Annotated in this window: 21 protein-coding genes; 11 read left to right on the top strand and 10 right to left on the bottom strand. The window is 58.9% G+C overall.

The window, feature by feature from the left end:
* Positions 1-21 precede the first annotated feature (21 nt).
* Positions 22-1,008: an AraC family transcriptional regulator gene (locus AB5K84_RS07295; protein ID WP_038968070.1), complete on the top strand. Its 987-nt coding sequence runs from the start codon at positions 22-24 to the stop codon at positions 1,006-1,008.
* 2,081 nt (positions 1,009-3,089) lie between these two features.
* On the opposite strand, the gene AB5K84_RS07290 is transcribed toward AB5K84_RS07295, so the two are convergent.
* The 5 genes from AB5K84_RS07290 to AB5K84_RS07270 all read right to left on the bottom strand — a co-directional run bounded on the left by AB5K84_RS07290 (position 3,090) and on the right by AB5K84_RS07270 (position 9,969).
* Entirely contained in the window at positions 3,090-4,100 is a 1,011-nt protein-coding gene (locus tag AB5K84_RS07290; protein WP_231166528.1) for a M23 family metallopeptidase, read from the bottom strand.
* A gap of 17 nt (positions 4,101-4,117) precedes the next feature.
* The gene (locus tag AB5K84_RS07285; protein WP_162185852.1) at positions 4,118-5,200 is read right to left on the bottom strand and encodes a helix-turn-helix transcriptional regulator; all 1,083 of its coding nucleotides are present in this window, start codon (positions 5,198-5,200) and stop codon (positions 4,118-4,120) included.
* A 178-nt stretch (positions 5,201-5,378) separates the two neighbouring features.
* Positions 5,379-6,740: an HlyD family type I secretion periplasmic adaptor subunit gene (locus AB5K84_RS07280; RefSeq protein WP_011090398.1), complete on the bottom strand. Its 1,362-nt coding sequence runs from the start codon at positions 6,738-6,740 to the stop codon at positions 5,379-5,381.
* Entirely contained in the window at positions 6,737-8,422 is a 1,686-nt protein-coding gene (locus tag AB5K84_RS07275; protein WP_038967835.1) for a type I secretion system permease/ATPase, read from the bottom strand. The genes AB5K84_RS07280 and AB5K84_RS07275 overlap by 4 nt, the downstream gene beginning before the upstream one ends.
* Positions 8,423-8,574: 152 nt before the next feature.
* A complete protein-coding gene (locus AB5K84_RS07270; protein WP_236842144.1) occupies positions 8,575-9,969 on the bottom strand; it encodes a calcium-binding protein in 1,395 nt (464 codons plus the stop codon).
* Between the two features lie 909 nt (positions 9,970-10,878).
* On the opposite strand from AB5K84_RS07270, the gene AB5K84_RS07265 reads away from it, so the two are divergent.
* From AB5K84_RS07265 to AB5K84_RS07235, 7 genes are all read left to right on the top strand, one after another.
* Positions 10,879-11,868, top strand: a complete 990-nt coding sequence (locus tag AB5K84_RS07265) for an NADP-dependent oxidoreductase (protein ID WP_011090402.1) — start codon at positions 10,879-10,881, stop codon at positions 11,866-11,868.
* Between the two features lie 75 nt (positions 11,869-11,943).
* Entirely contained in the window at positions 11,944-12,615 is a 672-nt protein-coding gene (locus AB5K84_RS07260; RefSeq protein WP_011090403.1) for an HD domain-containing protein, read from the top strand.
* 354 nt (positions 12,616-12,969) lie between these two features.
* Positions 12,970-13,392 (top strand): cupin domain-containing protein, encoded by a 423-nt coding sequence (locus AB5K84_RS07255; RefSeq protein ID WP_038967833.1) that lies wholly within the window; start codon positions 12,970-12,972, stop codon positions 13,390-13,392.
* A 220-nt stretch (positions 13,393-13,612) separates the two neighbouring features.
* The gene (locus AB5K84_RS07250; protein WP_011090405.1) at positions 13,613-14,587 is read left to right on the top strand and encodes a GlxA family transcriptional regulator; all 975 of its coding nucleotides are present in this window, start codon (positions 13,613-13,615) and stop codon (positions 14,585-14,587) included.
* A 183-nt stretch (positions 14,588-14,770) separates the two neighbouring features.
* Complete coding sequence (locus tag AB5K84_RS07245) at positions 14,771-15,412, top strand: HD domain-containing protein (RefSeq protein WP_011090406.1); 642 nt, start codon at positions 14,771-14,773, stop codon at positions 15,410-15,412.
* A gap of 373 nt (positions 15,413-15,785) precedes the next feature.
* Entirely contained in the window at positions 15,786-16,241 is a 456-nt protein-coding gene (locus AB5K84_RS07240) for a ribonuclease HII (RefSeq protein WP_370140771.1), read from the top strand.
* Between the two features lie 468 nt (positions 16,242-16,709).
* The gene (locus AB5K84_RS07235) at positions 16,710-17,297 is read left to right on the top strand and encodes a hypothetical protein (RefSeq protein ID WP_162494162.1); all 588 of its coding nucleotides are present in this window, start codon (positions 16,710-16,712) and stop codon (positions 17,295-17,297) included.
* A gap of 6 nt (positions 17,298-17,303) precedes the next feature.
* Here AB5K84_RS07235 and AB5K84_RS07230 read toward each other — a convergent pair whose 3' ends face one another.
* Entirely contained in the window at positions 17,304-17,558 is a 255-nt protein-coding gene (locus AB5K84_RS07230) for a hypothetical protein (RefSeq protein ID WP_162603791.1), read from the bottom strand.
* A gap of 72 nt (positions 17,559-17,630) precedes the next feature.
* On the opposite strand from AB5K84_RS07230, the gene AB5K84_RS07225 reads away from it, so the two are divergent.
* From AB5K84_RS07225 to AB5K84_RS07215, 3 genes are all read left to right on the top strand, one after another.
* Positions 17,631-17,831, top strand: a complete 201-nt coding sequence (locus AB5K84_RS07225; RefSeq protein ID WP_011090410.1) for a hypothetical protein — start codon at positions 17,631-17,633, stop codon at positions 17,829-17,831.
* Positions 17,832-18,323: 492 nt separating this feature from the next.
* Positions 18,324-18,533, top strand: a complete 210-nt coding sequence (locus AB5K84_RS07220; protein WP_162185855.1) for a hypothetical protein — start codon at positions 18,324-18,326, stop codon at positions 18,531-18,533.
* A 20-nt stretch (positions 18,534-18,553) separates the two neighbouring features.
* Complete coding sequence (locus tag AB5K84_RS07215; RefSeq protein ID WP_011090412.1) at positions 18,554-18,871, top strand: PilZ domain-containing protein; 318 nt, start codon at positions 18,554-18,556, stop codon at positions 18,869-18,871.
* 1,234 nt (positions 18,872-20,105) lie between these two features.
* Here the strand turns inward: AB5K84_RS07215 and AB5K84_RS07210 are convergent.
* From AB5K84_RS07210 to AB5K84_RS07195, 4 genes are all read right to left on the bottom strand, one after another.
* Positions 20,106-20,351: a hypothetical protein gene (locus tag AB5K84_RS07210; RefSeq protein WP_039184876.1), complete on the bottom strand. Its 246-nt coding sequence runs from the start codon at positions 20,349-20,351 to the stop codon at positions 20,106-20,108.
* A 473-nt stretch (positions 20,352-20,824) separates the two neighbouring features.
* Positions 20,825-22,621, bottom strand: coding sequence for an NAD(P)/FAD-dependent oxidoreductase (locus AB5K84_RS07205; RefSeq protein WP_028176058.1), 1,797 nt, complete (start codon positions 22,619-22,621; stop codon positions 20,825-20,827).
* Between the two features lie 317 nt (positions 22,622-22,938).
* Positions 22,939-24,279: an adenylate/guanylate cyclase domain-containing protein gene (locus AB5K84_RS07200; protein ID WP_028176057.1), complete on the bottom strand. Its 1,341-nt coding sequence runs from the start codon at positions 24,277-24,279 to the stop codon at positions 22,939-22,941.
* Positions 24,280-24,955: 676 nt separating this feature from the next.
* Positions 24,956-26,140: a transglycosylase SLT domain-containing protein gene (locus AB5K84_RS07195; RefSeq protein WP_011090420.1), complete on the bottom strand. Its 1,185-nt coding sequence runs from the start codon at positions 26,138-26,140 to the stop codon at positions 24,956-24,958.
* Positions 26,141-26,251 lie beyond the last annotated feature (111 nt).

The raw sequence follows: 26,251 nt of genomic DNA, 5'->3' as shown, positions 1-26,251 counted from the left end.
AGGTCCCGGTCGATTTGGATCATGGATCTTCTTGAATACCCGCTCAGTCGATCTCCGGTCGTTCGCACCCGCGATCCGGAGACGATGAGGAATGCGCTGTTTACGGTGTATGGGGCAACTGGATTTGCGGTCGCTAAACCAGCCGACTTCGAAGGAGTGGCAAATTACCTACTATTGTCCAAGATCGGGCTTGGCTTTTGTGGATATGGTGCGAAGACAGTCGTCGAGTTTCCTGAAGGCGATTTCGCAAGATTACAAATCGGCCTCAAGGGGAAAGCAGGGGTCATTTTAGGCAGCACCGCGACGATCCCCGTGAATGAGCAGCAGCCCGGCATTACGCCGCCGGGACAGCCAACAACCATTGTGTTTGAACCTGGGTTCGAGCAGCTGATCCTTCGCATAAAAACCGGGGCGCTGGAGAACGCTTTAACAACACTGCTCGGCGCAAAACCTCGGGGATCGCTGGTGTTCGACCCGACGGCGCCTCCGAAGCCGCCGACTGCTCAGCTGTTGCGTGAGCTGATCATGTTCCTAGCCAATCAGCTAAATTCAATGGCAGCGCAGTTGCCCAAGTCGATGCTCCAAGAGCTTGAGCAAGCGCTAATCGTCTCGTTTCTCTCGGCTCACCGGCACAACTTCACCGAACTGTTGGAGAGTTCCGCCACGGAACCGGCGCCGCTCGTAGTCCGCTTGGCTGAAGAATACGTCGAAGCAAATTGGGCTCGCGCTATTACCATTGAGGAGCTGGCATCACAGACGAACACCAGCATCCGTAGCCTCTACGCGGCTTTCAAGAAATACCGCGGGTACTCGCCGATGAGATTTGCAAAAACCGTGCGCTTGCGACGTGCAAGGCAGATGCTCCTGGAAGGGAATCCGAAAACTTCCGTTTCCCAAATCGCTTTCAAATGCGGTTTCGGCAATCTGGGCCATTTCGCCGGTGATTTCCGGCAAATGTTCGGAGAGCTTCCCTCCGAAGTTTTCGCGCGAGCACAGCGAGCGAGGTAGAGTGCGAACGCATGTAATCAAGATGGGGCGGCGTTTCGCGCCGCCGCTCAGCATCTCTGCCGAGCCGAAATTCGAGTTGTAACTGCGCGCCGGGGCCGTCCCCGACAGCACGGCTGGCTCAATCTCGGTATTCCGCATGGGGTCAAAAGCGTCGGTGTACGTCTCGGCCGACGTAAGCAACCTCTCAGAAGCAAACTCCGCCCGGAGGGGCCGCGCGGCGAGGTTCTGTGCGGAGAGGGAAAGGTGACTCCCATCTAGCCGCGAAGGCTATTGTTGCTTTTGGATTGTCGTGAGTGTCCCACGCGGAGTTGCGGGCACGTCTCTGGCTTCTTCTTCGGCTAGGAGCGTTCGGATGAGGGCCCGCTTGTCCTCATTCTTCTCCTCCTCAAGAAGTCGCCGGTATAGGCGGTTATGCGGCTGCCTCGTTGCGGTGGTACGAAGCGCAAGCCGTCGTCGGACATCTTCGATGTAGCGCGCCACTTCGCAGAAATGCCATCATCTATCGTCGCTCTGGCTCAGCGATGGGCTTTGCTGAGCAACACTATTCCGAGCAGGATGATCAATATCGGTGCCAACGGCAGGGAAACTGCAGAAGCATCCACACGCCTCCTGCGAGAAAAGCTACGCCGCAGGCAATCCAGAACAGGTCAACCTTATTGTCCATGCTCCAGTGGAAAAACTGCGCCGCTAAGAGTGAGGACGCCGACGCCCACAAGAAACCAGTCCCACGGCACCCCCATTAGCATGGCGATCCCTACCCAAATGAAGAACGCGGCCCACGCGACAGAGTCGATTCTCCGCGCAGTTTCGCTCGCAGAGCCTTCGCTGAAGGCTGGTTGGATGCTGTTCATCACACGTGCACCGGATAGAGGTTGGAGAGACCAGCGTAAGCACCAGTGATCAAAATGAACGGCGCAAAAACAAAGGGCCACTCGGCCAATTCGGTACTGCAAAATCGGATTAGGCCATCAACGATAGACGACCTCTTAGAACTATCGGCGGCGCAGACCAATGAGCCTCAATGGTCGCAGGCCGGTTGTAAGTTAAGTCTTCGCATCAGAGAGCCGATGCCATCGACAGTCTTGTGACGCAGCTACCTTGGCGGAGGAGTCGCTTCGGGAGGTGCTTCGCGATGGCTCAGGCTTCAACTTCTTCGCACTGGCTCGGGTGTCATTTGGATCGTGCCAGTGGCGAGCAATGAATTCTGGAGCCTTCGTCTTGGCCACTTCCCTTGGCTTAGGTTGAGGTGGTACCGGCGGCTCGGAAGGTGTTGTGTAAGCAAGGGCAACCTGCTCCACCCTCGGCTGGATGTCCTGCATGCTGACCAGCGAAAGCCGATCAGCCTTATTGCCGGCTACAGCAGGATAGGTGATTGATGTCATCGGCACCGGAGGAGACTTGGAGGTGGCGGCAGCAATAGCTCCGACGCCCCCAACACAAATCAATCCAAGTACGACGACCTTGATCACAGCGATGCCCACACCGAGGGATCGAGCCTAGACGACATTTTGCCCAGATTAAGGCTACCTGTTTGTTTGGTTAACGCAATAGCTGATCCGCGCCAAGCTCACGACCCCAGAGCAAGGCTATAATTCGGACCTGAGTAGCAGATCGTCTCGATATTCTCTTTCGACCTGTATCGAGCAATGAGTTCAGCGGTAGACTTTGAGGGCTTAACGGCGTTAGGCCAAATTACTATCCCTCTGCTCTCGCTGTCGGTCTTCCAGGTTCGATTGGCGCCTTCCAGCACAACGTCAACGAATTCCCGCCAGAGAATCACTTGGCTTGGCCCCATGAATTGCCAGAAACCCCGAGTTTGACGGTGGGTCTCGGTGGTTCGCTGAGACTTCAGCTCAACGTTAACAAGTTCGCATGCTCCGTTCTCGTCGGTGCGGATCATAAGCAAATCGGCGACCACTTTCGTTGGTTTCGAGTCTCCCCTGTCGTCGGAGGCCGCCAGTGCGATCTCATCTGAAACAAATCACCCTCTCCGCGCCCTATAGCGGGAGCGGGCCAGTTCCGGCAACCGATCAGACCTTAAAAGGCCCGTGGAGTCAGGCCCCCCGAGCACAGGCGCAGCGCTAGAGCATGAGCTCCAGGTCTTTCCTGAGCACGACCTGGCCATCGCGCTCGACAACATAAGTGGCCTTGTAGGACCCGCGTTCCCACCCCCCAGGAGGTCGCTTCTTCCCCGCAAAGAGCATGAATTGCGCCTTGTTGGCCTGAAGTGGCGCAGACCGAGTTTCCGCAATGACGTTCTCGAGAGGATCCTTGATGACCAGCCATTGCGCATCGCCTGCCTTGAGCCCGATAGCCCGCACGAATGCGACGATCGCCATCGAACTGGCAGACGGCATTTGCCTCTCGGCACTGCCGTCCTCGATGAGCTCCATCGTGACCGGACCCGTCGTAAAGCCCGCATTGAGGATGGCTCGTTCCTGATACTCGAGTTTCGAGCGCAAGGCAGTAAGCCAGAGGGATTGACCGCCTTGGCAAGACTCGGGACGAACGCCATACGCAAAGGGATCGACGACCACGCCATTGTGCCTCACGGTGAAATGCAGGTGAGGATACTCCGTGAGGCCGGAGAGACCTACACGGCCGATCGGCTGTCCAAGTTCGACCTTGTCTCCAAGTTTGACCAACACACTTCCGGCGGCCAGGTGGCAGTACTGGGTTTCCCACTGCTCCGGGTGTTCGATGACGACGCCATTGCCGCATTCGGCCTCGCGCACCGCTTCGCGCCCCAATTTTGTAAAAGTCCCGTCTGGAGCGTCATTGCGGATACGAAGAATGCTGCCGCCTGCCGCTGCGCGCACTTCCACGCCGGCCTTTTGCACTGCCAGTGAGGGCAAGCGAAAGTCGGTGCCGTTGTGTTCGTCATAAGTCAGCGTGCCGCACTTGTAATCTCGCGCCGACCGAGACGGATCGAGATCCGTGTAATTCTGGATGTAGCAGGTACGGCCAGGCTCGCAGGCAATAGGAAGCGCCAATTGAATGCTCTGGGCATCGGCATGGAAGCCGGCCCCAACCAATACGAGGGCGGCAAACGCCCGGTGGAGCAAACCTGCGCAGCTCATGCGACTCGACATCGCGGAGACCCCCGTACTCAGTCAGGCGAACGCTTGCCAGCCCTCCGCAATCTCATCGGACCCTCTTCGTCCAATTGACAGTCGAAGGCCGGCCGGCTCACCGAGTTCTCCCGCCTGCCAGCGCCAAAAGGCGACTGGGTGAGATGATACAGAAGAAAGAATTCCGACTGTCGATTGATCCCTAATTTGAGCATGATCCTCTTGGTGTAGGTTCGCACCGTTGCCTCGGTCAGCCGAAGCTCGGCTCCAATATCGCGAGGGCAATGGAATTGAAGAATCCGGGTGACGATTCTTTCCTCGGCCCAGTTCAATCCGAAGGCAGATGCAATGCAGTGCGCGCCCTGCACGTCGTCGAATTGCGGCACGACAATGAGGGCCTGTCCCAGCTTGTCATGCGTTGGAACAGCGCCGATCTTGGCGAAGGCGAACTGCTGACGATCCATCGAGAGCGGTACCGTGGTATTGAACCATCCATGAGTCCCGCTCTCGATCAGCACCTTCCCGACTGCCTCCCGCAAGCTCTCGGTCACGGAACCGCATGAGCCCGCGAGCCTGCCTCCGTCCATCCTTAGCAGCTGGCGCTTGGCAAGCAGTACTCGTCCACCACGATTGACTGCGTAAATGTGCAGACTCTGGTCCGCGACGATGGCGGGAAAGGTCAGCTCTTCGAGCCAGAGTTGCGCATCGACATGCTCCGGCGTTTGCCGGGCAAGTGAATGAGCGGCCTTCCATAACGGGCGCACGGTATGCGCCAAACCGGGAATCTCGGCTGCCGCAAGCGCGGCCGGTCGCCATCCGGCCACGAATACGACCGTGGCTCGCTCATCGGAAGCAAACCTGCCAATGACTGAATGACTCTTTACCGGGGGTTCCGCACCGATCAACTTGCGGACGAACGAGGTCCGGGAATTGATCGGCTCGAGCGAGGCGACGTCCTCAGGGGTGCCCGTGCGCGCAATTCGCTCAACCACCGTCGTGCATGACGGGTCGGTTGGGGCGTCTCCGATTCTGACTTCTTCAAGCCCGGAGGAGGATATCATGGCTACGTAGCAGCTCCGGCAACCGAGCAATTCCGCCATGGCCTTCGCGAAATATTCCATTGCGATCTGTGGCGGGCGCGGCTCCGGACACGGCCCTGATAGACCACATCCGTCATTGCCTTGCTTCGAGGCGCGCTCGACGCAACCGGAACGAAAATCATCCTGTGCGGACGGTAGTGCCTTACTGCATTCATGCACGGTCGCCTCCCTCGCAGGCCGGCCCACCCCTCACCAGCGCCTAATTCTCCCTGAACGCACGGTTGATCCGTAGCGTCATCGGCTGCAAAAGATATTCCGCAAAGGTTCGTTCCCCCGTCTCGACAAATATCTCGACAGGCATTCCAGGCATCAATGTGGAGATGTAGGAGGCTGTCGGCGCGTTGGGGTCCAGCTCAACCTCGGCCAAATAGGAGCTCTCGCCGGAACGGGTGTCGGTCAGCGCGTCTGCCGCAACGCCGACGACCCTTCCCTCGAGCATCGGCCGGCGACGAACGTTCAGCGCGTGAACCCGCACACGCGTCATCTGTCCGACATAGACCTCTTCCCGATCGGCAGGCTTCAATGTCGCCTCGATGACAAGCCGATCTTGCGTCGGAACGATTTCCAAAAGGGTTTCCCGAGGTCCAAGCACGGCATTGAGGTCCCTGCTGTTGAGGCCGACGATCCTTCCACTTTCCGGGGCACGCAATTCGGACCGGACAAGCTGGGCACGCAACGCGGCAATTCGATGTCTGAGGTCACCGATTTCCTCGCTCGTCGCATGCCGCTGCTTGGCGATATCCTGATTTTGGTTGAACCCTAGTTGCCGGCGTCTGTCCTGCAACTCCGAGATCTTGCCCTGCATCTCCGAAATTGATGCGGCATTGCGATCGACCTGTCCGGCAGCCTCGGCTTCCGCGCGTTGCAACGCCAACACACGTGGTTTCCGGGCGAGGCCCTTTGCGAGGAGATAGCTCGTGTCGGCTATCTCTTCTCGCAAAAGTTTGAGTTGCTGTTCAAGTCCTTGAGTGTTGCTCTCCAGGCCGCGGATGGCGTCCGCGTTTTGGAGCATCTGCTGATCGATCACCTTGCGCTCGTTTTCAATCGCGGCCAGTCGCGCGGCAAATTCAGCCTCCTGGGTTTGAATGGCGATACGTGCGGAGAGACGGGTCGCACTTTCCCGCAATTCGTCCGGAAACCGGATTGACTTGGCGGCGTCTTGCTCCGCCGCCAGCCGGGCCTCCATCGCCAGGTCGGCAAAGAACTTCGTTTCGAGGGAACCAAGGGTCGCTTCGATCTGCGCGGTGTCGAGCCGTGCAATGAGTTGACCGGCTTCGACGTGATCGTTCTCCCGGACATAGATCGATTTGATGATTCCGCCTTCCAGATGTTGCACCGCCTTGCGCTTTGAATGGACCTTGATGAATCCCGGTGCCACGACGGCGCCGCGGAGCGGAACCGTGGTTGCCCACAATCCGAAGCCGCAAAATTGCAGGACGAGCAATACACAACCCCAGGCGATGATCCGTCGCATGTCGGATCGCGGTTGCTCCGTCGGCCACGTCTTCGACCGGCCGGCAACAGGCGCGGACATCGCGGAGGCATGACCGGTCTGCGTCATGGAATGACCCTCCTGCCTGGCAGCCTCTGAGGTTCGACATTGCGAGGGGGCCCTGGCGAACCCGGTACCGGTGCCGGCCGCTGGGTACGAAGAACCTCATATGGCGGTCCGAAGGCGATCTGGTTGCCGTCCCGCAACAGCAGCACGGCATCGGCGATGGTCAACAGCCGCGGCCGGTGGGTGACGATCACCGACGCTGCGCCGCGCGCTTTGGCCGATTGAATGGCGGAGCACAACGCTTCTTCGCCGTCCGGGTCGAGATTAGCATTGGGCTCATCCAGCAGGATCAATTTGCGATCGCCGAAGAAAGCGCGTGCAAGACCAAGGCGCTGACGCTGGCCCCCGGATAGCCTGCAGCCGTCGCGGCCGATCTCGGTCTGGTAGCCGGCCGGAAGAGACAGGATCATCTCATGCGCCTGCGCGAGCATGGCCGCCGCGACGATGGCCTCGTCCCGTGCGCATTCATCAAACCCGGCAATGGCTTCGGCCACCGTTCCATCCAGGAGCTGCACGTCCTGGGGGAGATAGCCGACGAATTGCCCAAGCTGGTCGGGATCCCAGGTATGGAGTGCTGCGTGGTCCAACCGGATCGTACCGCTGGTCGGCCGCTCGAGGCCTGCCATCAAGCGCAGCAATGTGGATTTTCCAGCACCGGTCGGTCCGATCACGACGATAAGTTCGGACGGACGGCATTGAAAGGATATGCCCGCGAGAATGGGACGCTGCGTCCCGCCAATCCGGAATGTCACCCGTTCGACCTGGAGGATGCCGGATGGCGGCGGAAGCAACGTCTTCCGCGGACGCGCAAGCACCGGCATCGCGGCGTTGCAGACTTGCGTCCAGGCGTCCTGCGCAGATGCCAGCGCGCGCCAGGCCGAGACTAACCCTTCCATGGGCTGCAATGTGCGCGCTATCAGGATCGAGCTCGCGATCAGACTGCCGGACAGCACCTCGTTCTGGAGCACGAGCCAGGCACCACAGCCGATCGCGGCAATCTGCAGGATGGTCCTGACCGTTCGCGCGGCGGCGCTAATCGTGTAGATGCGTTCGCTGGCCCGCACCACCGGAGACAGGGCTTCGTCATTGAGGCTCATGAACGCGCGGATGGCGCCCCGGGTCCAGCCCATCGCCCGCACCACGCTGGAGTGCCGGACGATTCCATCGAGCAACGCCTGCGTCTTCAACGCGGCCTGCGAAGCCTGCGCAATTTCCCCGCGCGCGATCCAGTGGCTTGCAACACCCATCGCCAGCAGGACCCCAACCCCGATCAGGGCTATGACGCCATACCAGGGGTGCAGGAAGAACAGGATGAGAATAAACACCGGGAGGAATGGAGCATCTATCAGCGATGTGACCGTTCCGCTCGACAGGAAACTTCTCAACTCGCGAAGCTTGACGAGATCGTGCTGCCGGCAGTCGCCCGGCGCCGCGCCGGTGATGCTACCTTCAAGGATGATCGGAGCGAGGCAGTGCTCGAACCCGACCGCGAACCGGCTCAACAGACGGTTACGAAACGTGTCGAAGGCGGCGCTGAAGGCGAGAGCGCCGACGGCGATGACGGTCAGGCCGACAAGCGTCTCGACGCTTCCGCTGCTGAGCACGCGGTCGAACACTTCGATGGAATAGAAAGGTACGACCAGCAGCAGCAGGTTTACGGACACACTGAAACACACGATCCACACCAATGCGAATCGTCCCGGAATTAAGGCCACCAGCAATCTCTGACCAGATGCTGGGATCGCACCACGGTTACGCGAATACATAACTTGCCAGCACTATCACTGACTGAGATGAGGGCGGGGCGGCCTAACAGCCGCCACGCTACTAGTCGGCGCTAGACAACTTCGATCGCCGTATAACCGGCGGCATTGTTGATATCATCGATCGACTCGAACGGTGTCGCGCCGCCCGAGACGCCGTCGAGCTGGATTGTGCCGAAGCCGAAATCCAGCACCGTGTTGGTGCCGTCGTCGTCCACGACGACCGTGGCCGGGTCAAAGCCTGCCGGAGCATCGACATGAACGACATCGCCATCAGCGGCACTGAGGTCGGTGACCTCATCATTGCCGAAATTGGTCGCCGTACCGTCACCGAAATTGTGCGTATCGGTACCTCCGCCGCCCGTCAGCACATCGTCGCCGAGCCCGCCGCTGAGGACATCGGCGCCGTTGCCGCCGCTCAACTCGTCATCGCCGGCATCGCCATTCAGGGTGTCGTTGCCGGCCCCTCCCGATAGGGAGTCGGCCCCGTCTCCACCGTTCAGGACATCGGCGCCGTCGCCGCCGGCCAGCGTGTCGTCTCCGGCGTCGCCGTTCAGCGTGTCGTTGCCGGCTCCGCCGCTGAGTTCGTCATCGCCGTTACCGCCGCTCATGGTGTCGTTGCCCGCACCGCCGGCCATGAGGTCGTCTCCGGCATCGCCGAACATCACATCGTTGCCGCCGCCGCCATCCATGAGATCATCGCCGGCATCGCCATGCATGGTGTCGATACCGTCGCCACCGTTCAGCGTATCGGCGCCGGCACCACCGTTCAGGATGTCGTCGCCCATACCGCCATTCAGCAGATCATTGCCAAGTCCGCCGTTCAGCGTGTCGTTACCGGCGTCGCCATTCAGAGTGTCATCCCCGAGGCCGCCGTTAAGTACGTCGTTACCGTCGCCGCCGTTCAATACGTCATTGCCGGCGTCGCCGCTCAACGTATCGTCGCCGGCGTCGCCCCACAGGGTGTCCGCGCCTGCGCCGCCATGGACGTCATCGTTGCCGTCCCCGCCATGGATGCTGTCGTCGCCGGCGTCACCAAAGAGGTGATCGTCGCCGGTTCCACCATCGATTGTATCGATGCCCGCGTTTCCATGGATGGTGTCCACGCCGGCATTTCCGTTCAGCGTATCGTCGCCCGCGCCGCCATTGATCGTGTCATCGCCATCGCCACCGGCGATCGTATCGATACCGGCATTTCCATCCAGGGTATCGTTGCCGGCACCCCCATCGATGTTATCGTTGCCCGGACCGCCGCTTACGGTATCGTTGCCGTCGAGACCCGTGATGGTGTCGTTACCTTGCAGGCCATTGATCTGATCGTCCGCAGCCGTGCCGGGCAATACATCGTCGCCTGCTGTTCCGTTGATGAGTGCCATGGTCTCCGCTCCCTTTGCATGGAAATGCGCGACGCGGGTCGGATTGCGGCCCGTCATGGACGTCGCAGATTTTGGGTTTGGCTTGATGCCCATCACCGATCGATGTGGGCTCCGATCAAGCAACCTTGGATGAAAGAAGAGCGATCCAGCAATCCCCATTTGGGGACAAAAGAATACGGCAAGCTGGTGGACCCAATGACGGCCACAGTCTTCGTCTCAGGCGCGAACGACCCTCACTCGTTCAACCGATGAGTCCGTCAAGGTGATGTCGGCGTGCGAGCGGAGATGACGGTGGTGCTGTTACGAGAGGTGCTGCTCGATGGCTCTGGCTTCAACTTCTTCGCACTTGCTCGGGAATCATTCGGATCGTGCCAGTGGCGAGGAATGAACGCTGGAGCCTTACGCACGTACATTCAAACTAATGAATTCTGGCGTCGAGCCACCTCCAATCAGCTCAGCTACAGTGGTGCAAACCCCGGGTCTGCGATCCTGTTAAATCAGCCCGGAGACCGGTTGCAGCGCTTTCCAAACCCTGCACGACCTATTTGCCCAGAAAGTCGACCTCGAGCTGCCGCGCCAAATGGGCTGGTCGGCATCTAGGCTGCCCGGAATCTCGCTTGCCTCGCTGCAGACGGTCGCCGACGCAGAGTCGCAGCACGACTTGCCGATCTGACCACATGCCAGCGTGGGAGCGTGCCCACGACTCTCGCTTCGGCCTGATCCCTATGTCGACGCGGCCAGAGATTGCTCACAACGGAAGTTGCAGCAGATCTCCGCGGCACAGAAAGTCTGACATGGCCTTGAGATCCTGACCTTCTAAAGGTTGGGTTCTGCAAGTCGCTTTGTCAGGGCCCTCGATAGCACCCGATAAGAGCGCCCGTTCGCGCCGATCTTGTCAGGAAACGACGTGCGGCTGTCCTGATCCGTAGGATCGGGTTTGTTGTTCAAAGCAGCGCCCCGTGGCCACATGCGGACAAGCCAGCTAAGCACCAGGAGTTTCAGATGATTCCGAGCAGCATGATTCGTGACGCTACTGAAGAGCGAACTCTTTCAACAATGATGGCCTGGCGCGTTCGCGAGTTCGGGCCACCAGAGATCATGAAGTTCGAGCGCGTTCCACGGCCCGAGCCAGGCGCTGGCGAGGTCCTGGTCAAAGTCAAAGCCGCTGGAGTCGGACCATGGGATGGCTGGATCAGGGCTGGCAAGAGCGCTTTGCCGCAACCGCTTCCTCTCACTTTGGGTTCAGATCTTTCTGGTGAAATCGTCGCCATGGGCCATGACGTTGCCGAGTTAGCTGTGGGAGATCAGGTGTACGGTGTTACGAACCCGCAGTTTGTCGGGGCCTACGCCGAATACGCTGTCGCTTCCGCAGGGATGGTTTCGACTAAGCCAACCTCGCTAACCCACGTCGAAGCCGCCTCCGTTCCTGTCGTTGCCGTCACCGCATGGCAGGCATTGTTTGATCACGCCCAACTCAAAGCAGGTCAAACGGTGGTCATTCAGGGAGCGGCCGGTAACGTAGGATCCTATGCGGTTCAACTGGCTCGTCAGGCAGGTGTGCAAACCATCGCATCCGTATCGACGGAGGATATTTCCGCCGTGCGCGACCTCGGCGCAAACACCGTGATTGATTGCCGGACCCAGCGCTTTGAGAAAGAAGTACAGGACGCGGACGCTGTTATTGATCTGGTCGGCGGCGAAACTCAAGAACGCTCATTCCAGGTCCTTCGTCGCGGCGGCAAGCTGATTTCGGCAGTGTCTCGCCCGGGTCAGGACCTTGCAAAGCGCTACGGTGTTGAAGCCGCCTTCTTTCTGGTCAACGTCAGGAGCGAATTTCTGACCAAGGTCGCTCGCTTCATCGATGGTGGAAAACTACGAACAAACGTGGGGACAGTCTTACCGCTCGCGGATGCGCGCGAGGCTCATTTGATGCTGGAACGCGTGCGGCCTCAGCCGAAAGGAAAGATCGTGCTCGACGTCGGAGCGAGTTGATCAGGATAACGTCGCAGTTGCGCTCCCGCGCAATGCGCAGCCAAGCCCCACAGTAATCCTAGAAAGGACGCAACAATGACAGCCCGAAATCTCGCCCAGGCTCTCGTCATTCCCGATTCCTTGCTCGCGAAAGAGGCGACAGACATCCTGCGCGAACATTCCACCGATCTGCTGTTCAATCACTCGATCCGCGTCTACCTGTTCGCGACTGAGCAGGGTCGTCAGAGGAATCTGCGCTTCGACCGTGAGCTTCTGTACGTCGCCGCCGCATTTCACGATCTCGGCCTGATCAAGAAGTTCTCGAGCCCAGACGAGCGCTTCGAGGTCGATGGCGCAAATGCCGCACGGCAGTTTCTTAGCACCCATAACATCGCTGAAGATCAGATGCAGACCGTCTGGGAAGCAATCGCGCTGCACACCACTCCCGGCATCCCGAAGTATATGGGTCCTGAAGTAGCGCTCCTCAATTCCGGTGTTCTTCTCGATGTCATTGGAGTGGGGTTCGAGCAATTTCCTGCGGAGCTGCGCGAGGAAATCGTCGCCAAGTACCCGCGCACGAATTTCAGAGAAGGCTTCATTCAGGAGTATTTCGCCGGTTTTGCGCACAAGCCAGCGACCACGTACGGCACCGTCAACGCCGCCGTTTGCGAGCGTTTCATCCCGGGGTTCAAGAGTCCCAACGCCTGCGACCTGATCACTGCTTCTCCCTTCCCGGATTCCCAGCACAAGACTCACAATCATGACTAGGACCTATCCGGTGCTCCAGGAGCTCAAGCCCGATCGCGCGCAAGTTACCAGCGCCGACTCGCTGGCCTCCCCAATCTGGTTAACCCTTGGCGAAGGGGTTCATGATCGCCGGGCTCTCTGTTGTCGGTGCTGCTCAGCGGCAGCAGCACATCAGGCCGAAGGTGATGGCGGAGGCAATGGCTTCTCATCGGAAGCTTCACCATGACCATCGGTTCGGCTCTGAGTCCTGGTTTCAAGCAGTTGCGTGAACTCGTTAGAAGAGGATGTGCGATGATGTCGATCAGTGGATTTGCCTATCGGATTGGTGCTGTATCAGACCCTCGAGGTATGTCGGCAAAAGCAGCGAGAAGAGCACTGCGAACGGCCGCCGTCCCGCTGATAGCAGCAGCGATCGCCCTGGGAGCCTCCCCGGCGATCGCGCAGGACCGGGAGCAGGTGAAAGTCGCCTTCGCGCACACACTGCCGAATGTCGAAGGAAAGAGGCTGGTTGCTGTGACGGTGACTTATCCTCCCGGAGCCAAATCGCTCGCTCATCACCACGCAGCGTCAGCTTTTATCTACGCCTACGTGCTGTCGGGGGCCATCCGTAGTCAAGTCGGCGACGAACCCGCGAAGATCTATCACGCAGGCGAAAGCTTTTACGAAATGCCCGGTTCGCATCACAGGGTCAGTGAGAACGCGAGTGACAAGGAGTCCGCCAGCTTACTGGCGGTCTTCGTTGTGGATTCCAAGGACGAGCCATTGACGACGCCGGACAAGGCGCCGGGATCACAATAATGGCGCGACAAATTCGCCTGTTGCCGTGACGATCTTTTTGGACCTCCATGGGCCTCTTGATTGGCCGGTGGGAGAGCAAAATCGACCAATAGAGGTCCATAGCCCCTGGTTTATCCCGGATGCACGGATGTTCGTTCTGTTGCCTCTCGGATCGCCCCAGGCCTTTTGCGGGGGCCGGACTACCTGCATAATAAGGCTCCGAGTGGAGAGGCTGTAACAGGTGCCGGTACAGGCTGTCGCGATCGTCGTCTGTGAGGGGGTCCAGGCCCTGGACGTGGCGGGGCCGATGGATGTGTTCAGCGAGGCGAACACGTTTCTCGGCAGCGCGTATCGCTACGAAACGGTATTGGTTGCTGCTCACCGCAATCCGCTGCGCGCGTCGAACGGCATACGCATGGTCGCCGACCTGACTTTCGATGAGGCGGCGGGCGGCTTCGACATCGTTCTGGTGGCCGGCACTCCGACGCCACCGGAAGCGGAGCCCGAACCGTGCCTGCTTCAGTGGGTCAAGGAGCTACCGTGGCGCTCCAGCGTCTATGGATCGATCTGCACTGGGGCTTTTGTGCTCGGTTATGCCGGCCTCCTCGACGATCGGCGTGTCACCACCCATTGGCAGGATGCACAGGCGCTGGCGGCCAGGTTTCCGAAGGCCAAAGTCGAACCGGATCTGATCTATGTCCGCGATGGACGGTTGATCACCGCGGCTGGTGTGACTGCGGGGATAGATTTGGGCTTGGCGCTCGTCGGGCAGCGGCACGGCGCGGAAACGGCGCTCAAGGTCGCCAAGCGGCTGGTTGTAGTTGCCCAGCGCCAGGGCGGACAATCGCAGTTCAGTCCCTACCTCACGGCACCTGCGGATCCGGAATCGCCAATCGCACGCATCCAGGACCATGTCATGGCCAATATTGGGGATCGCCACACGTTGGAGTCGCTTGCCGCTGTGGTCGGCATGAGCCCCCGGAATCTGGCCCGGCATTTCGGGCAGGTGACCGGGACCACACCGCACGAGTTCATCGAGCGCGCCCGTATTGATGCCGCGCGCATGATGCTGGAAGCAAGCGACCGACCGCTGAAGGCCATTGCCTTCGATTGCGGCTTCGGATCTGCGGATCGGATGAGGATTGTCTTCAGCACCCGTCTCGGCGTGACCCCTGTCCAATATCGCGCCAGCTTCCGACGAGCAGAACCGCAATAGTTCGCGAGCTATCCGAGGACGAAACTGCGGGCTCCTACTGCCCTGAAGCTCCGAGCGGCCCTTTGTCAGGAAACGACGTACGGCTGTCCTGATCCGTAGCATCCCGCTTGTTGTCCGGAGCAGAGCTCTGTTGCCTAATCCCGACAAGCAACCAGCCCGTTATCCAACCGAGGAGATTACTCCATGTCCGAAATCATCGCCGGCATTCGCGTGCCTGACAGCGCCATCGCGCGCGCAGCCACGCAGCTCGTGCGCGATACCGAAGACGACCTGCTCTACAACCATAGTCGGCGTGTCTTCCTGTGGGGCGCGCTCACCGGCGAGCGCCGCGGGCTGAAATACGACCCGGAGCTGCTTTACCTCGGCGCCATGTTCCACGACCTGGGCCTCACCGAGAAATATTCGAGCCCCGATCTGCGCTTCGAGGTCGACGGCGCCAATGCCGCCCGCAAATTCATGAAAAGCTACGGCGTGCCCGAGCGTGACATCGAGGACGTCTGGACTGCCATCGCGCTCCACACCACGCCCGGAATCCCCGAGCACATGCGCCCGACCATCGCGCTGGTGACCGCCGGTGTGGAGATGGACGTGCTCGGCATCGCCTATCACGACTTCACGCATGAACAGCGCGACCATGTCTGCGTCCATCATCCGCGTGAGGCAAATTTCAAGGAGAACATCATCGATCACTTCGCCAATGGAATTATCAAGAAGCCGCTGACGACGTTCGGAAACGTGAAGGCCGACGTCCTCGCGCTGAAGGACATGAACTACGTCCGTCAGAACTTCTGCTCGATCATCCTTGGCTCAGCGTGGCCGCACTGAGCCCTCGTTGCTCCCAGCCGATACCAGCCCATACGAGCATGTCTGGTCCTGAAGGTACCGAAATCGGCACGGTGAGATGTCGTTGCGCAGGGGGATCGAGGTTCCGCTCTTTCTAAAGGGATGAAGACACCAGTTGGTTCCCTCTGAGGTCGGCGGACGCGATGTGGGGGGCAGCGCAGAATCGGACCTCAAATGGGAGCCGGCCGGTTCCTTCCGAAAGGCCATTGCATACAGAAGAGACAGGACAGCTATTTCAGACAATCGCCACAAAGTTCACTGACACGACCCCGACAGTCAGTCTCCACGAAGGCCGCGATGTCCCAGTATTCACTCGATGTGTTGCGTCAGCGCTATGTCGTGGAGAAAAGACCGCTTGAAGCCAAGTGTCGAGCAGATCTTGCGGGCAGACACCCGCGCGGGAGCGCGGGCGATCTTGGCTTCAATCGATAAACGCCGCTTCGAGAATAGGTCCGAAGGGCAGCGGCTCCGCAAGATGCTCCGCTTCGAGACCTCCCTCTGGGAAAGTGGCCATGCTGCCGTGGCAGGTGTGGACGAGGCCGGAATGAGCCCTCTCGCCGGGCCGGTCTCCGCTGGCGCCGTGATCCTGAAACCTGGCACGCGGATAGTCGGGATCGACGACTCGAAAAAGCTCGATGCCGCGGCACGCGAAGAACTCGCGAAGGAGATCAAGGAAAAGGCGGAGAGTTGGTGTGTGGCGTTCGTCGAGGTCGAGGAGATCGACGCGATCAATATCTATTGGGCCGGCATCCAGGCTATGCAGCGTGCGGTCCGGGGGCTACGGTTGCCACCCCGCATTGTGCCAGCGTGACCACTCTGATTCGCACAAATGGAAAACGAGCCCCCAATGGCGGAAATTCGAATTGACGCTGACAAGGCTGAACGAATGATCTCTCAGATACTGCGCGACGAAGGCGGCATGCTTCCAGCCAAAGCAAACCAACTCGCGGCAAACATAAGCAGGCGGCTCGGGTTGGCCATGGCAGCTCCGACGTCAGAGTCCCTGACGGGTTATAGAGCTATTCGTCGAGAGCCCCCCCTACGGCAGCGATTTTGCTTTCGCCGTGGCTAAGATACTTGCCGACGCAAAGGGCGATTCCGCGCTGCATCCCGAGCCGCTTTGGAAAGCGGTTTATGATCGCGGTCGCGATCTTCCTGCGTCGGGCCTCGATCCATGATCGGGATAGACTACTGGAGAACGGAGTGGTCCACCTTTCACTATAACCTTGGGTGGTCTCGTTGGGTTCGGTTCTTGGATGGGTGGATCGCGAAATGCGCGATGGCCGTACCCGTCGTTGGCTATCTAGTTTTATTCAACGACGGTGTTTCCCAGCACATATCGTTCAATGATCTTGCAAGCGAACATCAACTGTCGGTGCTTAGCCTCACGGCGTCCGGGCGACTGAAGCTGATATACTTTGGCCTAATTATTTTGGGTTCAGCAAACATCCTTTACCGATTGCGGCGACCTTATATTTTCCGGGTCGGCACCGATCAGTTTGATTACGTGGAGCGAGCGCTGGTTCATTTCACCGTGGACAATTACATCGATCTAAACGGGGTTATCAGACACGAAGGTCACCGCACGTTGCATGGGAAATATGATGACGCGGAATTTGACAGCTTCGTCGATGCTGCGACAGGACGGAACAATCCCGATGTCGGGAACTGGAATCTAGCAAAGAGTAAGTTTGAAGGCCTGCTCCGGTCGATCCTCATAGAGACTTTTTTCCGGAATGACGTCAAGCATCGGTTGGCACTTACGTGCTTCTTGCTTTTAGCATTCTGCGGATACGGCCTGCTTCTTATTCCGAGCTTCGATCTGTTCGTTAAGGTCATTCGCGTCACGATAAGGGGTGTGACGTAAGAGCCCTCACTTCACTTCGCGGCCTGCCTCGGTGGCTTCGCAGGCGGCAACGGGATCGGGATGCCACCGCGAAACACCGCAACGCTGCATGCGCAGCGCCAATTCGGCACCTTCGCGCTTCGCACCGGGATCGCCATAGGGCTGATCCAGCGCGCTCAAGGTGGGATAGCACCGTAGACTTTGCCACTTCATCAGGCCCAGCGCTTCGATCCGGCAATGATTCGCGGCTAACAGTTGCACATTTACAACCCGCACAGTCATTTGAGATACTAAGCTCGTCGATTGAGACGACCAAAACATATTTCATTCAATAAGATTAGCGGGGGACAAAAGGTGTTTGATGTCTATCGCAATGACAAGCGCGACTTGCTCGTTCTAAGTACAGGCTCTGCCGTACCCGTGCTTTACTCTGCACATAAGTGGCGCAAGAGCAGAAAAAGAGTTTTCAAAGTCAGCGCCGAGATCAGGCTGGCCGTTCAGAGCCAAGGCTATTACGTCCGCCGCTTGCGCGTTACCGATAAGGGATTGATGTAGGTCGAGTGCGTCAGCATCACCCCCGACCAAGCGCCATCCTCGCGCCCTACCGCGTGGTCAACTGCTATGCCCCGCGCCTGCGTAGTGCCGGATGATCCGGTAAATCGATGCTTGCCGAAATTCGATCACTTATTTTCTGCAACTTGGATACTTCAATACCGACCGCGCGCAACCTGATAAACTTTCGTTAACCACTTAGGCGTGAAACTAAAACACGGATTTCTACTGCGTATCGGGCAGCCGTGATTATCACGGCAACTCTAGTCGGAGTTGGTCTGTTCGACCGTTGTCTCGCGTGAAGCTATATTTTTTTCATCGTTTTTTTGATCGCTTTCGACAAAGCAACGTCATTGCGGCAGTAATTGCCGACCGCAAAAGAGATTTACGACAATGTCTTCGGTCCTTAGATTTCAGCGGCCTCGCAAATTGAAATCTGGGACAAGTCCCTCAGACCAGAGACTGCCCGACGTTTTAGCGAACGTCGCCGCTCTGTTGTCGCAGGTTGAAGCTCTAAAAATTAAGACAGCAGATGACGCCCGCCAGGCCATTTTTCTTCTTGAACTCGCGAATACTTGCATCCGGCTGATCGTCGGGCAGACCAATTTGGATGAAGAGGTCAGAAAGGCGCTACTTGCTCATTCTGCGATGATCGATATGCGCCTTGGAGCCGCGCGCAGGGACGCATCTATTCTGAAAAGTTGATTGAAGCATTGGAATTTCAGATGATTGGAAATAATCGAAAGACAAATCGCGTTCGGTTTGACCACAAACATATCGTTAGGATCATGGGAGCCGATGGGACATGGCAGCGAAGGTGTCATCTTCTCGACGCGTCTGAAAGCGGTGCCAAACTTGAGGTTGAAGGCTCAACCGATCCTCTAAAGGCACAAGAATTTTTCCTCGTTCTATCCACCACAGGTCTGGCATTTCGGCGATGCGAACTGATTTGGGTCGATGGATCTCAGGTCGGAATTCATTTCGTCACCGCGCGGACAAAGGGCAAAGCGAACGCAGAGAAACAACGTGTTTGTTCACAATAGGAAGATCTTTAAGTGCAGCTTATTTCCTCTCGAATTATTCCGTTCATCGATACTCAATCCCTCTCAGAGAGCCACGCCAGAGAAGCGTTACTGCATGACAATCGCAGAGGCTTCGTCCTCTATCTTTCTAGCGGTGATTTAGCATCGGCCAGGGAAGAACGCGTCTTGTTTCTAGAGCCGCGACAAGCTCTGTTATGGCTAAATGAGTCCTCAGAGGAGCCGGGATCATTTTGGGTATGAGGCATTACGTCCCGACTTAGACACGCAGCCAATCCCCGGACCACACCTTGTCTATGGTTCCTGTCGACCAGGCCGAATGTTTTCGTGATTGGAGCCGGTCTCATTCAAAGACAATGCCGTGATCCTGACGGCGCAGACGAGCAGCGTGATGTCTGGATGCGCGCGCCGTGGGATGAGCGAAGGCGTTACAGCGGCCGTTGCCGGATGGCGCGCTCAAGATTGTGATGCGTGGAGCGGAGAAGGAAGTTAAGGCGGCGGGCTGAACGGGAACAACTGGTTGGCGATCTCGTCGCTGCGCCATCCAACCGCGCCAGCCCAGCCTCAATCACGACAATGTCTTCCTCGATCTGTCGAATAGTGCTCGTGCAGTCGATCCCGGTACATGAATTGAAATCTGCGATAAGTTTGCGGCGCTGTGTCCGAAGCTCATCAAGAGCGGCTTGGTCTCTGAGGGAAACGTAACCCTCCACGATCAGCTCAATAGCACCTGACACTTCATACCCCCCGAGCCTCATGCACACCCTCAAGCACTCCCCAAGCTAGGTTCGGGAGCGCGCCAATAAGGCTACGCGTCTCAATCCCGCGCCTTGAGTTCGTATAGAACAACGTGCCTCCGCAACTCGTGCGCAGTGGCCAAAACAGACATAGCAGTGAGCCAACTGGAGCGGCGAGAAGGCTTCGCGCGCCCGCCCGGTTACGATAAGTGTAATTGTTTTAGCAGCGTAGACAGCTGGATTATTTGGATCGATTTCGAGCGCTGCATCGTATTCAGCCATTGCCTCCTCAGGGTGTCCAAATAGAAGAATGGCTCCCTTGGTCCTATGGGCACTCGCGCTTGCCGGGTTTTTGGACAGAACTCTGTCGACGAGGTCGAGCGCTTGTTTCTTGTCTTCCACAACGGAAGACCAAGCGCCCAAGCCGCTTGGTATCTCGACCCGACGCAGCACATCGGCGCGACCACTCCAATGTCCATCCTGTAATGCCGCTTGGACGATCACTGCGTCGCCGCGGACCATCGCCTAGCGACGGAGCCGCCCTGCTCGGCAAGATGGTCGACGAAGCCCCGCTCGTGGATCTTGCCGCGCTCTGTCAGCGCATCGAGAGTTGGGTCATCGCGGACCCTTGGCCTCGCCAGCTCGCCTTGCGCGACCTTGAGATCGAGGTACGTGAGGTAACGACAATTCAGGTGCCCGACCAAGTCGCCTGCGCTGAAGACGATCGCCGCGCCGTTCTTTTGCATCTATTCCCCCGCGACTGCTGCCGGGACCTAAGGGACACGGCTTTCGCAGCAACGATACCGGCCTTCAGACGGGCGCAAAAGGCCTTCGGAAGTAGAACACGCAAAGCGAAAGAAGCCGGCTGCGAGCCGAGTATCGACAGAAACAGCCGCGCCTTCACCCATCCGATCTTTATGTGACAATTGGGTTTTCGGACCACCGGAGCCCGCAAAGCAAACAAGGCGAGATAAGCCACAATGCGCACATCAGTTGTTATGGAAGAAGTCGGCCATAGACCGACCTCAAACTAGACACCGGGCCGAAATCTATCTTGATCTCCGCCTTGCATTGCCGGCTCAACCGGTCGACGCGACACAGGCGCTAAAGCTGGCGCAGCGGACCAGTGGGTCTTCGATGCGGGGTCCGCACGAGCTTGTCAGGCCCATGCGGCAATGGGCCACGCCAAACCGCGAACCCAACCATGTGCTACGAAGCTTTATGCCTTGTGATGAACGGGCTGCAGGCCATAGACCGGGGTCGGAACGCCCTCATAGCGAGCTTTCAACTGTAGGGACAGGAATTGCGAGTAGTGACGCGACTGGTGCAGGTTACCGCCGTGGAACCATAACCCTTCCTGCTGCGTCGGCTTCCACATGTTGCGCTGTTCGCCTTCCCATGGGCCGGGATCCTTGGTGGTATTCGAGCCTAGTCCCCAGACCTTGCCGACCTTGTCGGCCATGTCCCGGCTGATCAGGTCGGCGACAAAGCCGTTCATCGAACTGTAGCCGGTGGCGTAGACGATCACATCGGCGGGCAGCTCCTTCCCGTCGTAGAGTCTGACACCATTGGGCGTGATTTCCTCGACCTGGCCTGCGACCAACTTGACCTTTCCGTCGATGATGAGCTGCGAGGCGCCAACGTCGATGTAGTAGCCCGAGCCGCGACGCAAGTACTTCATGAACAGACCGGAATCGTCGTCGCCGAAGTCGAGCCGAAAACCGGCTCTCGTCAACCCTGCATAGAAATCGGCGTCATCCTGGCGGATCTTGTCATAAACCGGCTTCTGCAACTGATGCAGGATCTTGTAGGGCAGCGAAGCGAAGATCAGATCGGCCTTGGCTGTCGTCATTCCACCGCGGACCGCGCGCTCTGAATAGAGGTCCGCGATGGATGCCATCAGCGAATCCGAGCGCACGATATGGGTGGTCGAGCGCTGCACCATGGTCACGTCGACGCCGGCCTCGTACAGCGCGGCGCAGATGTCATGTGCCGAATTGTTCGAGCCGATCACGACGACCTTCTTGCCCTTGTAGCGATCGGGACCTGGGTGGCGCGAGGAATGGTGCTGTTCACCCTTGAAGGTGTCCATACCCTTGAATTGCGGCATGTTCGGCTTGGCGGACATGCCGGTCGCGAAAACCAGCTGCTTCGGCTTGAGCGTAATCTCCTTGCCATCGCGCTCGACGACAACCGTCCATTCCTTTTTGGCGTCGTCCCAGTCAGCGTGTTTGGCCGTGGTGCCGGTCCAGTAGTTCAGCTCCATGACCTTGGTGTACATCTCCAGCCAGTCGCCGATCTTGTCCTTGGGCGAAAACACCGGCCAGTTCTTCGGAAAGTCGATGTACGGCAAATGATCGTACCAGACCGGATCATGCAGGCAGAGCGACTTGTAGCGGTTGCGCCAGGAGTCGCCGGGACGGGCGTTCTTCTCGACGATGATGGTGGGCACGCCGAGCTGGCGCAACCGCGCGCCGAGTGCGATGCCACCCTGACCGCCGCCGATGATGAGCACGTACGGCTGCGTCTTAAGGCCGAGCTGCTCGGTTTCCTCGTCCCGCAATTCCTTCCATGTTTTGGCGCCGGGATTGACGCCATGGCGGGCACCAAGCGGCCGGGTGAAGCCCGCCTTTTCCTCGTGACCTTTCAGTTCGACCATCGTCGTCAAAAGCGTCCAGATCTGGCCGTTCTGGAGACGGACTAGACCGTAGCCGCGCGCGACCTCGGTCTCGAACGTGATCCAGCATTCGATTACGCCGTCGGCTTCAGTAGCGCTTTCCGCGTCGGCTATTTTCCAATTGCGTGGCTTTGCTTGTGCCAAGCAGGAGTTGAGCATCTCGCGGATCTGATCGCGACCTTCCATGGTCTTGATGTTCCAGGTGAAGGCAACGAGGTCGCGCCAGTAGCACTCGGGTGCGAACATCGCTACGGCGGCGTCCAGGTCGCCCGCCACAAGCGCCGCTTCGAATTTGTCGAGAAAGGCCTGGATGCGCGCGTTAAGCGTGGTGTCGAGCATCATTTCCTCCCAAGAAGCTTTTTGATCTTTCCGCAATTGTTGCAAGCTTATCCGAACGATCGGCCGAAACCAGACTCGCGCGGATCAACTTTTTCGCAGCGCTTCTGATCGGATAGCGGCACCTTGCCGCGGTGCGTCAGTCCGCAAATTGCTCATGTTTCGTGGTCGCTTTGCCGAAAATTTGTCAGCAAGCGGATGATAGGACCCACTCTTTTGCGAACTGCCGGTTCGACCGAATGTCCGCTTTGCGCGAGGACCCGCCATCCGGCCAAGTCGCTTGTTGACCCGAAGCAGGTGCTTTCCGCAACCGACAAGGCCTAACGTGCACATTCTTGAACTGCGAAAAGCCGCCAGCGGCCGGGGACGCCCTTGAGAGTATGAGAACCCCGGTCCGAGCATTCCACTCTTGAGCCAGCGATCAGGTCCTTCACGGTGCTGGAAAGAAGTATCTCGCCAGGATCAGCGCGGGCTGCCACGCGCGCACCGATGTGCACAGCGATGCCAGCCACGTCGTCGCCTTCAATTACGCACTCGCCAGTATGAATACCGCAGCGGATCGCCAACCCCAAACTGCCAACCACGTCCCTGACCGCGCGCGCGCATTTGATCGCGCGCGCCGGGCCGTCGAAGGTTGCGAACACACCATCGCCGGCAGTGTTCACGACGCGACCGCCGAGACGCGCGACTTCCTTGCTAACGAGCTGATGATAGTTGTCGACCAGGTCGCGCCAACGTGAGTCTCCGATCTCCGTGGCGCGCTGGGTCGACTGGACAACATCAATGAAGAGGACCGTTGCGAGAACGCGGTCCGCCTCCAACATCGGAGTTTCGCCCGTCAGAAATTCTTGGATCTCTGCAAGCAGCGAATCGGCATCGCCGATCCAGAGCATGTGATCGTCGCCGGGCAGCTCGACGAACTTTGCACCCGGGATCTGCCCGGCCATGTAGCGAGCGCCCTCGCAAGGCTGCAATCGATCGCCTCTCCTGTGGAGGATCAAGGTAGGCACCCTGATCGTCGGAAGGATCGCGCGAATGTCGACCTCGACATTCATCCGATAGAGCGTGATGCCGGCGCCTGGGCTGGCGGCTATGCGCATGAACTGGGCCCACCATTGACGCACCCGTTCGTCATTGGCAGCACTGGGGGCCAGCGTCTTGAGGCCGATCGGTGTTCCCCAATGCTTTTCGTAAGCATTGAAGGCGGCTTCGTGCTGCTCACGTGTGGGGCCCCACGGATAGTCGTCGGTGCGAATCCACTTGGCGTAAGCGCCATACATGATCAGTGCGGCGGTGCGCCCGGGATAGGTCGCGGCAAACAGCGTCGAAAGCGGCCCCCCCTCAGAGATGCCGAAGATGACGGCGCGATTTGAACCTGCTGCGTCCATGACCGCGCGGATATCATCCATCCGCATTTCGAGGGTGGGCAGCGCGCTCTCCGCGACGCGGTCCGACAGGCCCGTGCCGCGCTTGTCAAAGACGATGAGGCGACTGAAAGAGGCCAAACGGTTGAGGAACCTGGCTAATGCGGGATCTTCCCATTGGTACTCAAGATGAGAAATCCAGCCATGAACCAGCACCAAGTCGATGGGCCCATCACCAACGACTTGGTAGGCGATGTGAACGTCGCCGCTCTTGGCGTAGTGGGTTGCAGGGACCATAGCCTGGTACCCGTCGGATTACGTCATTGTCGCCCACGACAACTACACTGCGCAAGTCCACGGCGGAGGATCAATGCGTCAATACGGCTTCCCTGATGCGCCTGCCCAAGATCAATCAGGCTTCGCCTTCTGGTCCTTAGCCGTTGTCGACTATCTCGCCAGATGTCCGCTTCGCGTCCACGAGCGGATTCGCAAGTGAGATGTTATGAAAGAAGTCGGTCGATGGCCGACGTCCCTTTTGATGCGTTTAGCGGATCTGAAAACATTTGGGTCGCACGTCAGCGATGGGCCAGAAGGGAGGGCCGCTCTTGGGCGCAAAGCGGACACAAGGCGAGATCTGCTTGTCGCCGAAGGGCCGATAGTGTTGCAAAAGTCGAAAGCTGAACGACGCCGAAAATCTCGCAAAAGCTGATTTTAGCCAGCTCCACCACTGCAATGCTCCGTAGCGCCCATACGAAGCTCCGTGGTCGTTTTTGTGGGAAACGATGTGGTCCCTCATATCGCCGCGTGCGAAGCGCAAGCAGACATCGGCACCTGATCGATCACCTCGCTAGCGCGCAGCAGGAACGACCCGAGCGCGTCGTTGACGACGTAAAGTGCATCCGCGCGACCAGCGGCGGTGAGGCCCCGCTCGGCCCGCGGGTGCGGCAACTCCTGCCAAACACTCAACGGAAATTTACTGGTGCGCCCGCTCGGCATCGGCGGTGGCGGTGGTCATGTATTTCGAATAGAAATGAGCAACCCGCTCGCGCCACATTCCGACGAACGCCTCCGACGTTAGCTTCTCCACCGATTTCCACGCCTCTTTGACGGCCGGAAGCGTATTGCGCCAGATCGCGCGCCTGCACCATTTTTCGCCCTTCTCCCTGCCTTCGCTGGTGGCGCACATCGATTTCCAGGCTATGCGATTGGGTTGGCTGAGGTGCTCCGCGGCGCCCTCCCAGCCCTGCTGATGGATCAGGTAGAGATCGTTCAAGTCCGGCTCCCTGTGCGTCACCCACTGAAACAGAATGCCTTCGATGATGACCTTGTAGGCTGCCGCAACGGCATTATCGCGGGGATTGAGAATGTCTCCGGAGCCGAATTTGCCGAACTCGTATTTGCTCAGCTGGAACAGTCCGATATACGACCCGGTGCGTTGCTTGGGGTCGAAACCGGACTCGACCTTAGCCACCGCCTTCATGAAAGTGAAATCCAGACCGAAAGCGTCGGACGCGCGTTTGATCTCTTCCACCGGCGTTCCGACCGGGATGTCCTTGAACGAACGCAAGACGATCGCAGCCGGCTTCTCGGCAGGCGGCAGTTCGGACCAGACATAACAAATGAGATACCGAAAATCCTGCGGCCCCGAGTTGGAGGAACCGCCGGATGCACCACACCTTGTCGGCGCCGGTTGGGCGACATCACGGTGGCCCAAGCCCACCGATTCCTGCACAGGCGGTAAATCGGCCGACAGCATCTGCGACGGATCGGGCAACGCGACGATCGATTCCGGCTTATCCGATACCGCCGTCGTGTCGGTGGTCGTCCCTGCCGCGGGTTCGGCGGCCGTCGCCACTTCGGCGCTAGCGACAGTGGCGTTCGCGACAACGGCGTTGGCCATTGCGATTGCCTGCGGTTCATCCGCGAGCCGAGCGGTGGCGGCGAGAGATGCTGCGCGGTCCTCGATTGGCACTGCGCGGGCGTTCTCGGTGCCGGCCGAACCGAAGCCAGCCAGCCAGCCAACGATCCCCCCCGCGAGAACGACCGTCCCGCAAAACGTTGGCGCCACTATCGCAAATCGCCGCGGGTTCATGATGCCGTCGCCTCCATAGGCTCCGCCGGAGCCGTGTAGAAAAGCCAAGCATGCGAAGAGGCTCATTCTTGGGATCAATGTGGGTCGCGCAATGGCGCAAACGGCCGCTCGTCAATTTCTCCAAAACATGTTGCCCGATTGCAACGCGCCGATCACAAGCAATTGCGCCCGTCTCAA

Source organism: Bradyrhizobium sp. 1200_D9_N1_1 (assembly GCF_052075915.1).
Classification (GTDB): Bacteria; Pseudomonadota; Alphaproteobacteria; order Rhizobiales; family Xanthobacteraceae; genus Bradyrhizobium; species Bradyrhizobium diazoefficiens.
The sequence above is the reverse complement of the archived record's forward strand: the minus strand, read 5'-3'. Positions and strand labels throughout refer to the sequence as shown.